We start from the raw sequence: 16,285 nt of genomic DNA on the forward strand, positions 1-16,285 counted from the left end.
GCCACACGGCTTCGTCCGCAAGGCCGTGTAAGGCGGCGGGTCTAATGATCGCAGCGTAAGGGGGCGGGGGCACGGGCCGCAAGCGCAGGCGGGCGTGGCACACACTACACGCCACAATATTGTGACTATCTATACATTATACTGGCCACGAAGTGCGGGCACGCTCCGAATCGCCGCCTTCCTGAAGGATCCAGGCGTGCATGCGGTACGGATATCCCATGACCGGTCGCTGGAAGGGCGCCGTCAACGATAGCTATCGCGCTCACCCGCTGGGGCTGAATGCCAGTCATGGCGCGAATAACCCATTGAGCCGACAACTAATCGCTTTATGCGACTGTCGTGGGCTTTGTTCGGAAGCCCGTGTGGCAACGACGGGTTTGATGGTCGAAACCCGGGAAGTCAGGTACAAAGGAAGGAGCAGGACCGATTCAACAGAAATTCCGATGTTATACAAGGTCCGGCAGTGTAGCGACTAGCCTCGCAAGCACACGAAAGCCGGCTGAAACTCACCGTGCGTTGGCACTGCGCCACAATTCCAAGTAAACATTACGCAATGAACAGAATTTCGGTAGCTCAACCTACTCTCAACGGCAATGAGCGCAAGTATGTTCTCGATTGCATTGACAGCACCTGGATCTCCTCCGCTGGAAAGTACATCGGCGCCTTCGAACGGGCTTTCGCAGAGTTCTGTGGCGTCAAGCATGCGATTGCGACTAACAACGGTACGACTGCGCTACATCTTGCCTTAGTGGCGCTCGGGTTGCAATCGGGTGACGAGGTGATTATTCCTACCGTAACTTACATCGCAACAGCAAATGCCGTTCGCTATTGTGGCGCGACGCCGGTGCTCGTCGATGTGCAGGCGGAAACCATGAACATCGACCCGGCGGAGATCGAAAAGAAGATCACGCCGCGTACGAAGGGCATCATCCCGGTTCACCTGTACGGCCACCCGGCCGCCATGGACGCAATCAGCGTGATCGCTCGCAAGCACAAGTTGTGGGTTGTCGAAGACGCTGCTGAAGCGCACGGCGCGGAGGTGCACGGGCGTAAGGTCGGTTCATTGGGCACTTGTGCGACCTTCAGTTTCTTCGGGAACAAGATCATCACGACAGGCGAAGGCGGCATGGTCACGACGGATGACGACGAGCTCGCTGAACGCCTGCGACTCTTCCGCGGCCAGGGTATGGATCTCAAGCGTCGCTACTGGTTCCCCGTCGTCGGCTATAACTACCGCATGACAAATATCGAGGCGGCGCTCGGCCTGGCTCAGTTGGAGAACATCGAACCGGCGCTCGCATTTCGTCGCAAGCTTGCCGGCTGGTATAACGAGGAGCTCACCGACCTTGCAAACGACCTGGTGCTGCCGAAGCAGGACCCGGACACGAGGCACGTTTACTGGATGTACACAGTATCGCTCAAGGCGGGTGACGCCCAGCGCCGGGACTCCGTGATGAAAATCATGGACGAAGAAGGCATCGAAACGCGGCCAGTCTTCTATCCGATGCATGTGCTCCCCCCGTACCTGGAATCGACGCATTACCCCGTTGCCGACACTTGGTCGCAGCGCGGTATCAATCTGCCGACGCATCAGGGCCTTAGCCGCAGCGACGTCGCCCGGATAGCTAGCGCACTACGCAACGCACTTGGCAAATAAATGAAGGTCGCCTTGGTATCCACCTTCGTTCCGTTTATTCGGGGCGGCGCGAGAAATATCGTCGAATGGCTCGAACATGCCCTTCGCGAGAAAGGGCATCACGTGGAAATCGTCTATCTGCCGGAGGTCGACTCGCCCGACACGCTGTACCAGCAAATGGCAGCGTTTCGATGGGTCGACCTGTCTTCGGCTGATCGTGTCATCTGCTTCAGGCCTCAGGCGCATCTGATCAGGCATCACCATAAGATCCTGTGGTTTATCCATCACATCCGTGCGTTCTACGATCTGTGGGATAACGATTTGTACAGAGGTTGTCCGGATGACGAGAAGCATAGAGGGTTCAGGAAGGCGCTTCACGAAGCCGACACGGCAGCCATTCTGGAGGCTAAGCACGTTTTCACGAACTCTAGGGTCGTTTCCGAAAGACTAAAACGCTACAACAACGTGAGCAGCGAGGTTTTGTACCCTCCTGTATTCAAACCTGAGCGCTTCTTCTGTCGGGACTACAACGACGAGATCGTCTATGTCTGTCGGGTGGAGCACCACAAGCGTCAACATTTGCTCATCAGCGCAATAGCGCAAACGATGACGCCCGTACGGTTGCGAATTTGCGGCTCCAGTGCGGGCCCCGGCTATCCAGATGAACTCCGCCGGCAAATTGCGTCGCTGCAAGTCGAGAATAAGGTCTCGTTCGAAGATCGATGGATCACGGAAGACGAAAAGGCGGAGATTCTCGCCGATTGCCTGGCAGCAGCTTACTTGCCGGAAGACGAGGACTCATATGGCTATCCAAGTGTTGAAGCGAGCCACGCGTCGAAGGCCATCATCACCACGACAGATTCAGGGGGCGTTGTCGAACTCGTTACCGACGGCTTGAATGGATTCGTGTGCGAGCCGGAGCCGCAAGCACTGGCCAACGTGATGGACCGGCTGTTCATTGATCGGCAACTCGCAAGAACGATGGGACAAAACGCACAGAATAGACTTGAAGAAGTGAAAATCTCGTGGTCTCACGTTATAGAGAGACTTCTCGCATGAAGGTGTTGATCGTCAACAACATGGCGCCGTTCGTATGGGGTGGTGCCGAAGAGCTTGCGGCCAATTTGCAGCGCAATCTGATCATCAATGGACATGATGCGGAGGTCATGCGGATTCCGTTTCAATGGGAGCCTGCGACACGCATCCCTTCTCAAATGCTGATGGTCAGAGCTTTTGAGTTGTGGAATGTCGACCACGTTATTGCGCTTAAATTTCCAGCCTTCTACATCAGGCACCCGAAGAAGACACTTTGGCTCCTGCATCAATACAGGCAAGCCTATGATCTTTTCGATGCCGGTCAGACAAACCTTCCACCCGGTTCCGCCGGTGAGGAATTGAAAGCGCTCATTACGAACGCGGACAATCAGGCCTTCGCGGAGAGTCGCCGGATTTTTACCAATTCTGAAGTGACAAGGCAGCGCCTCAGTAAATATAACGGATTTGATGCGGATGTCTTGTTGCCGCCGATTAACAATCCTGAGCTGTTCTCCAATAAGGAAAACCGAGGCTACGTCTTCGCAGGCGGCCGTGTTAACGGCATGAAGCGACAGCATTTGCTGATCGAGGCGATGCGACACGCTAGTCCAAATGCGAAGCTCGTTGTCGCGGGTCCGCCTGATACCCCTGCAGATGCGCAAAAGCTCGAGCGAATGGTACGTGAGTACGGCCTTAGCGATCGCGTCAAGCTGGACCTTCGCTTTCTGCCGCGCGAGACATACGCTGAGTACCTGAATCATGCGGCGGCCGTTGCATACTTACCATTCGACGAAGATTCGCTCGGCTACGTCGCGATGGAAGCGGCGACAGCAAAAAAGGCTTTGCTTACGACGACTGACAGCGGTGGAATTCTTGGTCTGGCGAAAGACGGGCGATCGGGATGGGTGACGGAACCCGTGCCAGATGCATTAGCAGGCGCTATTGACGAGATCGTTGCCAAGCCGTCGGTGACCCAAAGCTACGGCGAGGGCGCGAATGACATCTGGACGAGCTTTGGCATTACCTGGCCCTCTACTGTGGAGGCTCTTCTGCAATGAATTTCCTCCTTTTTACGCCAGTCAATAAGGCATCGGCTATCGCTCGCGTATCGTGCCTGCTTACGCAGGAACTCTTTGACCAGGGGCATCATGTCATTGTCGTCGCGACTGAGCGGACACCGTCTGAGCGCGGGGATCGGCGCGACTTCGCAGCAGAAGTCGTACCCTGGACGGACGAGGAGCGGATTGTACGTGAGTCGTCGCAAGCTCATTTTTGTGTCTACCAAATCGGAGACAACTACAACTTTCACTGTGGCGCAATCAAATGGCTAAGTGAGTTACCGGGTGTAGTCTGCCTGCATGACTTCTACATCGCGCATCTTTTTCACTCCTGGGCTTCAGAGAACCCCGATAAAGGGAGAAGTGTTCTACGGCATTGGTGCGGGGAATCAATTGCGTCTCGTTTCTTCGAGATGGCGCAATGCTCGGATTTCATTGAGCAGACAGCCGACGAGGCTCCCCTAACAGAGTGGGTTGCATCACAGGCACTCGCCGTAATTACCCACAGCAAATGGGGCCTCCCGCGTGTTCAATCGGCGTGCGCGGGCCCCATCAGGGTCGTTCCTCTGCCCTATAATAAGACAGCCACTCAGCTGCCGGAAGCCGGCAATGAGGGAGACGAAAATCGCCTCTCTCTGCTTACGGTCGGCCACATCAACGCAAACAAGCGCGTCGCAAGCGTCATCCGCGCAATTGCCAGAAGTCCGTCGCTCCGGCGCATGATTACTTACCGGTTGGTCGGACCCATTAGTCACAAAGCCGTTTTAGAGCTTTCGGGGTTGGCAAACGCGCTCGGGGTGAAGCTATTGATCTCAGGGGCCGTCGACGATGACACGCTCGCACACGCCTTTGCGCGAGCCGACATAGTTAGTTGTCTGCGCTGGCCTAGTCTGGAAGCCGCATCCGCGTCCGCCATCGAAGCCATGCTCTGGCGCAAGCCGATTATCGTGACGGACACGGGCTTCTACCGTGAAATTCCCGATGCTTTCGTTACAAAGGTCTCTGTTACCGACGAAGTCTCGGATATCGGCGCCGCACTTGATCGGTTAGCCAAGTCGCCTTCCGAACGTGCGTCAATGGGCGGACGCGCCTGGCAGTGGGCCACTGAAACGTATTCTGCAGAAAAATACGCGCGCAGCCTGGTGGAACTGGCCGGCGCCGTGCATGAGGAGCGCCCCGTTGCAGTTGCAAGGGCATTCTTTGCGAAGGTTCTCGCGGATTGGAATGCCAGTCCTGATCATCGCTGGTTTGACCAGACACTGGATCTGCCTGGGCAAACGATCTGAGCGGGGCCCCAAAATGCACAAGAGTCCACGAACAACCAAGAGCTAGGTCGTGTTGCACACTGAGAGCCGGAACCGTTAGCACGCGCTAGCCGATTCTGCCCGCGCCATGGGTTTGCTTCAGGTGAAATCATCGCTGACGACCGCGGACGTTCAGGGTCGCACGGTTTCGCGCGGCTCGGATTCTTGTTTCCGATCGTGTCGATGTGCGCCGAGGCGGTTGGCGTCGTATTCTGACTCGAACCGTCATGACTTGGCGAAGTGGGTAGCGTTGGGATCGTAGAGATGCATGCGCTGGTTAGCACGGTCGTGGGTGATGACGACCCAGTACTCGGCATTGCGCCCCTCCGCGCAGGCGGATCGAATGGCGGGCGGCCTACGTACCACACGCGAGTCTGGAGATGAACGCATCCGGCACGAGCGGGAGCATATGCGTTTGAGGGCCGGCAAGTCCGGATGTGTGCTCTTCGATGACGCGAAGTCCGCTATTGGCGAGCGAGACGCCTTCGGCAAGGTTGACGTATTGAATGGAACAAGAAGTTGCTTACACTGGCAGAGACATGCAGCAGCTTTAATAAGTTGCTCGCGCCGACCGTTATGGACGGTGGCTGAGGGAGCGGCAAAGAGACAGCCGCGCCGTGCACGCATCAATTGAGGACACTTGCGCATTGAATCGGTTCACGCGCCTATTTGGATTAGGCGCTAACCCAGATCGCCAATCACAAAATCATCCGCAGCGGTGAGTTCCTGCCTAGGTGTGGCAAGGTGCACACGCTAGCCGGACCGCTGAATCCCGTTACCTGTACGGCAGATAGCGTTCACGCAGACTGAAATTGAACTGAAAGAACGGATCGTCCACTACATCCCGCAACGCACAGGCTCGACCGCGCCGCGGCAACGTAAGCAAGCTCGCCAAGTTCGGTGGTTATCGTAGGAATACTGTCACGTGGAGAGGAATGCGACGTTTGACCGATATCCAGCTTGGCTATGAGTTCGCGCTAAAGGGAAGTGGGTAATTGCAAGGATCGCTGCTCGCCTACCGTTGGTCGAACTGATGCACCAGTCCATCGAATTCCTAATCCTTCATCACAGCGCGCTAGGCCAAGAGTTTCCGCATTCAAGGTAATGGTCTCTGCATTATTAATCGACAAGATCGATTGATTTTTAGTGGTGGCTAGTTGCATTGTTCCCGAGAGCGGCAGATTGTGAGCCTGAATATCGGGCAAGCGAAACCATTTTCCGCCGTCATGTCGCCAGACTGAAAGAGTAGATGTCTCCCCTGCCGGCTGCAACAAAAACGCAGCCATGCATTGATCGCTACCTTTGCCATGGTAACCAAGAACGGCTGATACATGGGCGCCGGAAGGGGATTCAAATGCAAACGTGAAACTTAACTCTGACTCGCATGGTGTTTGTTTGATTAGTAAACACAGTTGATCGACTCCTGCTTGTTTTGCACCGTCGGCCTGCATGGCTGGCGAACCGAATATCGCTTCGTAGTCCGACCATAGCTGTCTGTTCTGAAAAACCGTGGCTGCCGCTGACAGCCGCGTCCTTGCTAGGTCTTGGTGCGCATTTTTTGCGAGAAGTGATTCAAGATCTTTGAGTGGATGACCGTGATGTGCGTCATCGGCCTCATCCAAAATTCTTACTTCATGGACTGCACCATAGGGACCTAGGCAGATATAGTCAACGCTTTGCCAGTTACGTTTGTCAAGAATCCAGAGACCGCTAAGAGAGCTTCGCCTGAGATCGCGATTCGTTTTCTGGCTCTCTCCGACGAGAACGTAATCGCGGGTTGCTGCCAATCCGCGCGTGTACATTGCAGAGCCGGATTCCCAAAGTGGCGTTTGACTATCCAGATCAATCAGGCTGCCGTTCTCGGAATGGCAGCTGATGCGCTGACCGTCGCAGGTGATCCAGATATTATGCAAGCCTGTCCTTGCCCCCAGCGGCTCAACTGAGAGCAGTTCCAGGTTCGGGTATGCAAAGGTCGCAAGCTTTGAACCACGGGAGTGAGCATGCGCCACAACATAGAGATGGTTGCCTCGCAAGAAGACCGAATTCAGATGATCTCCGGTGATGTCGTCTAGGGAGATGCGGTCCCAACGTGCTGAACTGATACTGGCTTCCTGGAACAGATTCGGCTTCTTGAAGTCGAAGACACTGATGACATTCCGCCCCGTATTGGCGCAAATAACATGACCATCTGGGGCGCAAACTATTTGATGTGGCTGCGACAAAAAAAGACGACTCGACATCGCCCCTTTAGATAGCCAACCTCTTTCAGACTGCGCATAGTCAGCAATCCCAACTAGGTCTGCGTTGTTCAAGCCACTATGAGAGAGCACAAGTTCCTCATTTTCGGGAAACCAAGAAATGCCGTAATACTCCGGACGACTGTGTTCCAACGGTTGAACGCGGCCTGACTGTAAATCGACCAAAAGCAGCCATCCCGTTGTGGAGACAGTTACGTACCTCATTCTGATTACTTACCTCAAAAAACGTGACTATTCAATTGCTTACGGTCATTGAAGCTGGGGGAGGAATGCTGATCAAGCAAGAGCGCGGCTGGCGGGAAATAAGCAGTCCTTGGTCGAGCGCCTGCCGCCAATACGATATATCGCTCGGACCGCACACGCGGGCGAAGGATCAAATGCCCTGACGCCGGAAACTAAACTTCTTGTGCCCGATGTAACTGGAAAACACTGGAACAATGACACCCACCAGATGGGCAAAGTCTCGCTCATGCCAATGCATGCCGATCCTGGGAAAGACGTAGTAGGCTAAACCGACGCTGACTACCCAAGTCTGAAATACCGCGACCAGGTTAACCAGGGTGAAGAAGAGCGCCGAGCGCACTGTGGATTGCGTGCTTTCCGTGAAGACGAACACTTTGGCCAAGATGAAGGCCGTGACCATACCCGTCAAATAGGCGACGACGATCGCCGCTGAGTAAGGCATCCATATGTTGTACACCATCCGGCTTCCCCAGTTGACAGCCGCAGCAAAGCCGCCAGTCAGCAGGAAGAGCAGAAATTTTCTGGAGACCATGCCGTGTTTCGTCGATTGGAGTATTTCCGTCATACCATTTTTGCCATATTGCGCGCCAGCCCAATGCTTTCTGAAATGCCACGGTCTTCCGGGTAGTAATACGAAGTATCGGCGACGAGCAGGCCCTGTACGGGCAATTGGATCGGCGGCAGGCGATCGGCGAACCCGGGCTCGCATACCGGTTGCGCGAAGCGGTAACGGCTTGCGCGAACATCGATGAAATCGTCTGGCGTGATGGTCGGATTGATTTTCATCAGGTAGCCCTTCACCTTATCAATAAATACCGAGTCCGGCTGTTGATAGACTGGATGTTCTCCGGGCACGTAGTACGGTACGTAGACGATGTGATTGTCGAGCGGACGCAGGTTCGTATATTCGACTATCCCTGGAATATCCATGTCCGGATCATTGGTGTTGAGCCAAAAGTTCTCGGTAACAGACTTTCGCAACTTCGCAATTACGCAAACTACGGCGACATTCTTCACACTCGCGAATTTTGCCAAAATGTCTTTGGGAAGATCGGGCATTACGCGGGGAACGTAGGGGAGAGGAATGGTGCTGATGACCTTGTCAAAGGCGTACGATTTGCCGCCTGCCTCGACGCCAGTAACCTTGCCATGCTCAATGGAAACCTTGCTGATGGGCGTGCCGAGTTTGAATTCGCCGCCATTCGCCTCGATATACCGGCGCATGCCTTCGAGCAGGGTATCGGAGCCGCCCTCGAGATAGCCCAGCTTTTCCTTGAAGATGTTATAGCGCGACCGTCCAATACGGCGAACACGGCTCCAGATCCATGCTGCGGAAAGGCTACGTGCGTAGTCGTAGAACTTGTAATCGAACAATCTGCGCCACAGCACTTCCCAGGCTTCTTCTCCCACCCAGCGACGGATCCATTCGGTAGCTTCGAGCTTGTCGAGCGGTTTCCAGTCGTCGCGCCGCGTGCATAGAAATGCATGCAGTCCGTACCGCAACTTAGCAACTAGACTGAGCCCTTTGAACTTCAGCAACGCGATGGGGTTGCCCCAAGGCTGCACGCGATCTTGGTAGAAGTACCCCATCTTCGTTTCGCGCCAGCGCATCTTTTCCTCGAGGCCAAGTTCCTGCAGCACCTGCAGGAACGCGTGATCGGAAATGGCATGAAAGTGGTAGTAACGTTCGATCGAGAGGCCACCGAAATCGAAGCATGCGGCCATACCGCCGACACGGTCGTCCGCTTCAAAGATGACGGGCTTGCGACCATCCTTGACGAGCTGATAGGCCACGCCGAGCCCCATCGGGCCAGCTCCGAGAACGGCAATGCGGTCTGCACTCATCGAGTTAGAACTCCAGGGCGATATGGCTGTAGGTCGGGTCGTTGAAGGTTTCGGTCATAGCCTTGTCCAGCGGCGTAGCCTTGATGCCGAAAATACCTTCCCAGTCGATGACCTCGAATTCATCGCCGGCAGTGAGTGCTTTCAACTGGTCCGCGGTGAACGGCGGGTTCTTGTCGAAGAGTGCGTAAATCTTGAGCAGCACATAGAACAGGCTGTAAGGGATTTTGACGATCGCGCAGCGCGCGTGCGTCGCGCGTTTGATCTGCCGGATGAGGTCGATATAATCGATGCGCTCTAACCCGGTGATGTTGAATGCACGGCCGACCGTCGCGGATCGAATACAACTGATGATGACGTTGCAGAAGTCGCCCACGTAGAGAGGCTGCCGCATATATCGGCCGCTGCCGGGAATCGGGAATACAGGCATGCGACGCATGAATCGTGACAGCCAGCCAAGGTGCTTGCGGTCAAACCATCCGAACATCAGGGTCGGCCGAAGGATGACGCAGTTGATGCCTGAAGCGGCAACAATCTCTTCCTGTTCACGTTTGGTCTCGGTGTACCAATCGTCCCCGACAGAGTTGACCACCGATGAACTGATGTGCACCGTATGGGGAATAGCGTAGCGCTTGATCACCTCAAGTACGTTCTTCGTGGAAGTGATGTTGTTGCGCACGAACGGTTCTCGTGTCGGAGCGCCGATCTGGGCTTGCAGCATGACGACCGTGTCCGCATGCTCAAAGTACTCATGCCACTCGCCGGGCTCTGCGAGGTCGGCGTAAATAGCGTCGACGTCTGGATGAACCTCTCGCAGTACCTTCAGGTTTGCTTCATGCTTGTCCAGCACGACGATGTTCGTGTATCCGTGCTGCTTCAAGCGAGCAACGAGATTCTGACCGACGAGGCCAGCTCCCCCGGGGAGGACGATACGGGTGTCATTCATGATTTCGTGCTATTGCGTAAGAAGTGCGGGCTCGCTGCAAACCTTTACAGTGACAGGCGCTTGAAGACAAACTGCGGCAGCGAGCGAATGATCAGCATGATCAGCGCCCAGAAGCGGGGCGTGTAAAGCACGTCCTTCTTCTGCTCGATTGCAAGAACGATGTCTTTTGCAACCTTGTCGGGCGAGGCGACCAGCGGGCCGGGCAATGGTAACCCGGCAGTCATGGAAGTCGCCACAAAGCCGGGTTTGATCGTAACAAGATGCACCCCTACCTTGTAGAGCCTGGCACGCAAGCCTTCGCAGAACGCGGACAATGCGGCCTTAGCACTTCCATACAAGTAGTTGGACGGACGACCACGGTCGCCAGCAACCGACGTAATCACCCCGATTACACCGTGCCGCGCTGCTTCGAGCGTGTTCGCAATGAGGGTCAGCAAGGCGATAACCGAGGTGGCATTGGTATTGAATTCCTGCACGGCTATGGCGGGATCGGACTGGCAACGCGCCTGGTCAGGTAGCGTGCCGGGTGCGATCAGCACGATGTCGGGTGCGCCGCTGAACGTGTGCTGGCAGTATTCGAGCATGGCTGCGTGCGAGTGCCCCAGGTCGTTAATATCGAGTGCGTGTGTGGTCACGAGCGCCGCGCCGCGGGCTCGCAAATCATCGGCCACTTGCTGCAGGCGATCCACGTTGCGGGCGACCAGAAACAACTGGGCGCCGCGTCCTGCCCAGATTCGTGCACAGGCCATCGCTATGCCTGAAGTTGCACCTACTATCAGTATTTTGTTCTGCATACTCATGTGTGGGCTACTCGAGCCCAGAAGCTAGAAAGCAGCGCGGGATCGCGCAGTGTTTCGAGTTGTTCCCAATTCGGGTAAGCAGTTCGGAAGTCCTCGCCCGACATATGCGCATCTTTGGCGGGATAGATTCTGCCCGCGGCATCGCGTACGATCGTATCGAGGGTGGAGAACAGCCTCCGGTTCTGCTCGTCTCGCTGTGGAAAGTCGAGTGCGAGCGATGTGCCTTCCATCGGGAACGAAAGCAGCCCCGGCGATCGGATATCGCCACAACGCTTGAGCACGGCGAGAAACGACCCGCTTCCGCTTGCAGCAATCGCGCGCAGCATTTCGTGCGTGGCATCGCGGGCAACCGGGCGCGGGACGACGCATTGATATTGCTGGAAGCCTTTACGCCCGTAAATCCGGTTCCACTCGAGCAGGCCATCAAGCGGGTAGAAGTAGCGGTCGTAGCTGACGCTCGTACGGACTTCACGCGTCAGTTGGCGATGATAATACAGGCCATTGAAGGCGCGTAGTGTCACCTTGTTGAATATTGGCGCCGGAAAGGTAAATGGCACCGTGCGTTTTCCCCGTCGATCCACCTTTAGTGGGCCCCGTCCAGCGTGATCGCCCACCATAAAGATGCCGCGACCGAGATGTTCGCCTCGCCCCAGACAGTCCACCCAGGCGACGCTATATTCATGCGAGGGGTCGAATTTCTCAGAGAGCGCGAAGAATTCGTCCAGGTTGTCAAATCGGATGCTGGTCACGTCGATCTGGCTGGACTGAATGGGCATCAACTGAATCTCCGCCCACAGGATAAATCCAGTGAGACCCAGGCCTCCGACCGTCGCGGCATAGAGTTCGGAATATGTGCTGGGTCCGCATTCGAGCATGGCTCCGTCGCTCCGGGCCAGCATGAAGCGGCGCACGTGGCGACCGAACGTGCCGCGCAGGTGATGGTTCTTGCCGTGTACGTCATTCGCGATTGCGCCGCCCAAGGTCGCGTATTTAGTTCCGGGTGTGACAGGCAGCATCCAGCCTCGCGGTATCGCGACTTCCAGAATCTGCTCTAATGTGATTCCAGGTTCTGCACACAGTACGCCGGTTTCCCAATTCGCTTTGATCAGCCGATCCAGTGACCGGGAGCGCAGGACATGGCCCGAAGCGGCGAGGCAACTGTCGCCGTAGCTTCTGCCGTTGCCGAATGCGAGCGTCGTCCGATGTCCGCGGATGACGTCCGCCCATGTCTTGAACAAGTCGTTTCGCCACACGATATTATGTGGCGTCTGCGGCTGGACGGGGTAGCGCCCCCACGAAAGCACTGTACTCATCGCTTAGACGGCGGCCCAGAAAACCAAACCGCACAGCCCGACCACGACGAGGCTAAGCCGGTCGCGCACCGCGAAAATGATGGGGTCGTCCTGCATGTGACCTCGATGCGCGATGATCCATGTGCGGCTGATCCAGTACAGCAGGAGGGGGCAAGCTAACCAGATCAGTTGAGGGCGGCTGTAGAGATGTGCAGTGTTCGGATCCTGGATGTACAGAGCTAGCACCAGCACCGACAGATATCCTGAAGCACAACCCAGAGACGAGACCATCTCGAGGTCGTTGGCAACGTAGCCGCGTCCGCGTGACTGGCTTAGCCCGCGCTTCTTCATCGACAGTAGCTCCGCGTAGCGCTTGACGAGAGCGAGACTGAGGAAGATGAACATCGAGAAGGCCAGTAGCCAGAACGTCAACTCGGTGCCGATCGCGGTTGTGCCCGCAACGATGCGAACCGTGTAGAGCATCGCAAGCACGACCACGTCGACCATCACCAGTCTCTTGAGTGCGGTCGAATAGGCGAGCGTCATTGCATAGTAGCCAAGCAACACGACCGAGAAGCGCCACGGCAGCGCGACGATAGCCAGCGCGAAAGCGCCGGTGAGTAGGGCCGGAAAGGCGACGAGACCCCACACGAGCGGTAGCGCGCCGCAAGCGAGCGGCCGCCGGCACTTTGTCGGATGGTGCCGGTCGTCTTCAAGATCAAGCAGATCATTGAGCAGATATACGCTTGAAGCGCATAAGCCGAAAGCCACAAAGGCTAGTACCGCATTTCCGATCAGATGTGGCGACGACAGCATATGCCCGGCGAGGAGAGGCACAAAGATCAGTAGGTTCTTTAACCACTGGTGCATGCGAAGGGATTTCGCCCAAGTCTTGAGGACCGGGGGGCGGTATTCGAATACGCGCTCGACGTTGCCGGTTTTCTCCGCCGAGCGTCTGACGACGTTCGGGGCGTTGACAATATAGGCCCGGCTGGCTGCTTGCCAGACGGGGAGATCGTCCCGGGAGTTACCCGCATAGTCGAAGCCTTGCTCGCCGAATCTTGCCACGAGTTTGTCTTTTTTCCTGTGCGAGGACAGATTGACTTGATCGTCCGTCGCAAAGACTTCGTCAAACAGTTTGAGATGTTGAGCAATCGCCTGCGCGTATTTCTCGTGACTTGCGGTCGCGAGCACGATCGTGCGGCCATTTGCGCGCTCCTGCTTGAGCCATTCGATGACTTCAGGGTCGTACGGGAGCACGCTGACGTCGAGTTCGGTTTCGGTGGCAAGCTTCGACTTGAGTGCAGGTTTCCCTCCTTGCATCAGCCATCGAAGCGGATCGAGGAAGCGCAGCGGGGAGGACTTCAGGTAAGCGAAGCCGGATTCGATCAGGACATCGGAGCGAAGCAAAGTCCCATCGAGGTCAACAACGAGCGGTCTGCTGATCATATGTAATTGCCACCGGTGGTTTACTGAAAACGGACACCATTAGCAGACGTTTGTGAAAGCGCTTGTAAACCGTCCTCAATGAGCCAGGCCGAATCCATATAACGAGATCCCAAGTGTCCGAGGATCGCTGGAAACTCCGGCGGCCTTGGGCGAGACGACATCAGGGTCGACGAATTTTACATCCAGTCGATCACTCTTTACGGTTCCGAGTGGGATGCGAATCATCTGCCGGGGGGCACTTGCGTCAAAAATGGTGCGGTATGCCGGCGCATCGTTGACGTAAATCGAGAGATGCTGGGCGTAACTCGGACGAGGGAGAAATACGCCGAGATCCAGTTGCAATGTTCCCGAGAATCCCTTTCTTACTTTGAGCATCAGGTGCGCCTCGTTCGATTGCATCCAGACAAATTCCGACTCGACCGAAGACCAGCCGTCATTGAGGACGGAGTCGAAGATGTCCGGTGTTTTACCGACAGAGACGAAACCAAGTCCTGAAAGATCGTCCGGATATTTTCTCAGCAGCAGGCCGGCGCCTTCAATGTCGGTCGGGGCACGATTGCCAGTCGACAGACTGGAAACCTCGTATTGCTGGTTGTTTGCAATTTCATCCGGTGTGCACTTCGCGTCTTTCGTAAAAAGAATATGCCAGTTTTTTCTGATGCAAATTAATTCGTTGTCGTGCCGTTTCGAGTAGATTGCCAATCCTACGGTTTTGGACCATATATCGCCCCAGTTTGCGCCGCTATCAAGGTTGAGTACGATTCGTCCTTTCTGCTTTATTTGTTCGAGCGAATTATACAGATTAACTATATCTGGCTGGTTATAGGAGCCCGCGTAATCGGGAGTGTTGTCTATCTTCTTTGCGGTAACGATCAGCAGTGCAGGTATTGCAATTATTAACAAAAACGCAAAAAAAGCGGACGTAGAGGCACGCATGACCAGAACGACCGCGAGGCTCGCAGCGAGGGCAGGAACGGAATAATAAAAATAGCCGATATATCTCTGGTCGAGTTGATCCACGCCGAACTTCGAATAAACAAGCATGGCCACCGTGGCCGAAAGCAGCGTGGCCAACAAGGCCAGAATGCCGTCGGAAATTGTGCGGCGTTTTGCATAGATACCGACAGCGAGAAGCGCAACCATGATTAACATGGCCGAATCGAATATGGCAACGTGTCCCCAAAATTGTCCGGTATATCCGATTGATACATCTAGCGTATTGGCATGATGTTGTTTGCCAAATGCTATATAATCTGCAATTGGGCCGGGGAAGTGGCGAGCGGTCTCGACAATAAGTGGAACAAAAAATAAAAATAACACCAAAATTGCACGAATGACCGGCCGCGCATTCGTCTTCCAGTATTCTTGGTCGAAAATATATTGGTTGCGTTCGAGTTTGTTATGGGCGAGGTGGTTATAGAGAGCGAGCAGCACAAAGATGACACCAAGCGTGGAAACGAACGACACATGTCCGTTAATCAGGAATCCAGTGCTCAAACTCAGCGGCATGAGCATGTCAGTTTTCCCCGATGCGAATCTAGAGGCAGAGATCAGCATGACTGCAAACGGGAAAAAGTAGAGTTCGGGAAACCACATTCCAGCAAAGAACTGGAAATTCTGATAAGCGACGATGCACAAGAAGGCGGCGGTTACAAAACCTGCGTCACGAGTCGATCCGAGAATTTTCCTGAGCATCCGAAAAAAAATCGTGATCCAGGCGGCGTTATATAGAATAACTGCAACCAATTGGCCGGAAAGCGGAGAGGGGAGAATATGTGTCCAGTCGAAAAAAAGCAGTTCGCCTACTGCGAGCACATAAAGAATTGCGGGGCCAGGATGGTTAAATCCGACCCGGGAATAGTTTCCAACAAAAAGATTGAGTTTCTTCGCTTTCTGAATTAAAAGACTATTTGCCGCAAAATCCCCGACTTCGTGCGAAGTCACATTAATCAGAGTCCAGTTAATCCAGAGTAAGATGAATGCAATGGTAGAAAAAATCAATAAATCAAGAATATATGTATTATTTGCGGCAAAACTCTTGATTGATTGGTGTTTTTCGATTGCGTCCAACATAGACCCCCTGAATCGGCTTTATTCTGAAATGGTCATTGCGTCCGGTTTGGTCGGAACAGCAGTAACAGATCGAAGCGGTCGATATTGTGCAGTAAACAGCGTGATATATCAATCGTTTGCCGATATGTATGATAAATGTGTGTGAGATGTGAACCAAGTGATGGCTGGAGTTGGAGCGATCGTGCGCCCGTTGAGAGTGAGGCTCCGCTTCGAGCGCCGGTTTAGAGGTTTTCTTGCGTTTTGCGGAGGCATTAGGAATTGCCCTGTAGACTAACGGCTTCGCTGATCGAGCATCGAATAGTCGAGTTGGACCAACGTCGTCGTCGGTGGCTTCTCGTCCCTTTTTCAA

12 protein-coding genes are annotated in these 16,285 nt (G+C 54.9%); 4 read left to right on the plus strand and 8 right to left on the minus strand.

Features of this window, described 5'->3' with window-relative positions:
• Positions 1 to 553 precede the first annotated feature (553 nt).
• Genes ACOJB8_RS34060 through ACOJB8_RS34075 form a run of 4 tightly spaced genes read left to right on the plus strand, consistent with a single transcriptional unit; the run spans position 554 to position 5,015 of the window.
• Positions 554 to 1,657, plus strand: a complete 1,104-nt coding sequence (locus ACOJB8_RS34060; RefSeq protein ID WP_475016534.1) for a DegT/DnrJ/EryC1/StrS family aminotransferase — start codon at positions 554 to 556, stop codon at positions 1,655 to 1,657.
• The gene (locus ACOJB8_RS34065) at positions 1,658 to 2,695 is read left to right on the plus strand and encodes a glycosyltransferase family 4 protein (RefSeq protein WP_475016535.1); all 1,038 of its coding nucleotides are present in this window, start codon (positions 1,658 to 1,660) and stop codon (positions 2,693 to 2,695) included.
• Complete coding sequence (locus tag ACOJB8_RS34070; protein ID WP_475016537.1) at positions 2,692 to 3,729, plus strand: glycosyltransferase family 4 protein; 1,038 nt, start codon at positions 2,692 to 2,694, stop codon at positions 3,727 to 3,729. The genes ACOJB8_RS34065 and ACOJB8_RS34070 overlap by 4 nt, the downstream gene beginning before the upstream one ends.
• Entirely contained in the window at positions 3,726 to 5,015 is a 1,290-nt protein-coding gene (locus ACOJB8_RS34075; protein ID WP_475016538.1) for a glycosyltransferase family 4 protein, read from the plus strand. The genes ACOJB8_RS34070 and ACOJB8_RS34075 overlap by 4 nt, the downstream gene beginning before the upstream one ends.
• A 995-nt stretch (positions 5,016 to 6,010) precedes the next feature.
• Here the strand turns inward: ACOJB8_RS34075 and ACOJB8_RS34080 are convergent.
• From ACOJB8_RS34080 to ACOJB8_RS34115, 8 genes are all read right to left on the minus strand, one after another.
• Complete coding sequence (locus tag ACOJB8_RS34080; protein WP_475016540.1) at positions 6,011 to 7,456, minus strand: hypothetical protein; 1,446 nt, start codon at positions 7,454 to 7,456, stop codon at positions 6,011 to 6,013.
• A gap of 208 nt (positions 7,457 to 7,664) precedes the next feature.
• Positions 7,665 to 8,099: a GtrA family protein gene (locus tag ACOJB8_RS34085; protein WP_475016541.1), complete on the minus strand. Its 435-nt coding sequence runs from the start codon at positions 8,097 to 8,099 to the stop codon at positions 7,665 to 7,667.
• The gene (locus ACOJB8_RS34090) at positions 8,096 to 9,379 is read right to left on the minus strand and encodes an NAD(P)/FAD-dependent oxidoreductase (protein WP_475016543.1); all 1,284 of its coding nucleotides are present in this window, start codon (positions 9,377 to 9,379) and stop codon (positions 8,096 to 8,098) included. Before ACOJB8_RS34090 ends, ACOJB8_RS34085 begins: the two co-directional genes overlap by 4 nt.
• 4 nt (positions 9,380 to 9,383) lie before the next feature.
• Positions 9,384 to 10,322 carry an NAD-dependent epimerase/dehydratase family protein gene (locus tag ACOJB8_RS34095; RefSeq protein ID WP_475016545.1) on the minus strand — a complete coding sequence of 313 codons (939 nt, stop codon included), beginning with the start codon at positions 10,320 to 10,322 and terminating at the stop codon, positions 9,384 to 9,386.
• Positions 10,323 to 10,366: 44 nt separating this feature from the next.
• Positions 10,367 to 11,122: an SDR family oxidoreductase gene (locus ACOJB8_RS34100; protein ID WP_475016547.1), complete on the minus strand. Its 756-nt coding sequence runs from the start codon at positions 11,120 to 11,122 to the stop codon at positions 10,367 to 10,369.
• Positions 11,119 to 12,435 carry an FAD-binding oxidoreductase gene (locus ACOJB8_RS34105; protein WP_475016549.1) on the minus strand — a complete coding sequence of 439 codons (1,317 nt, stop codon included), beginning with the start codon at positions 12,433 to 12,435 and terminating at the stop codon, positions 11,119 to 11,121. Before ACOJB8_RS34105 ends, ACOJB8_RS34100 begins: the two co-directional genes overlap by 4 nt.
• 3 nt (positions 12,436 to 12,438) lie before the next feature.
• Positions 12,439 to 13,863, minus strand: a complete 1,425-nt coding sequence (locus ACOJB8_RS34110; protein WP_475016550.1) for a UbiA family prenyltransferase — start codon at positions 13,861 to 13,863, stop codon at positions 12,439 to 12,441.
• A 75-nt stretch (positions 13,864 to 13,938) separates the two neighbouring features.
• Positions 13,939 to 15,936, minus strand: coding sequence for a hypothetical protein (locus ACOJB8_RS34115; protein WP_475016551.1), 1,998 nt, complete (start codon positions 15,934 to 15,936; stop codon positions 13,939 to 13,941).
• Positions 15,937 to 16,285: the final 349 nt, after the last annotated feature.

Source organism: Paraburkholderia sp. BR10141, from assembly GCF_056155635.1.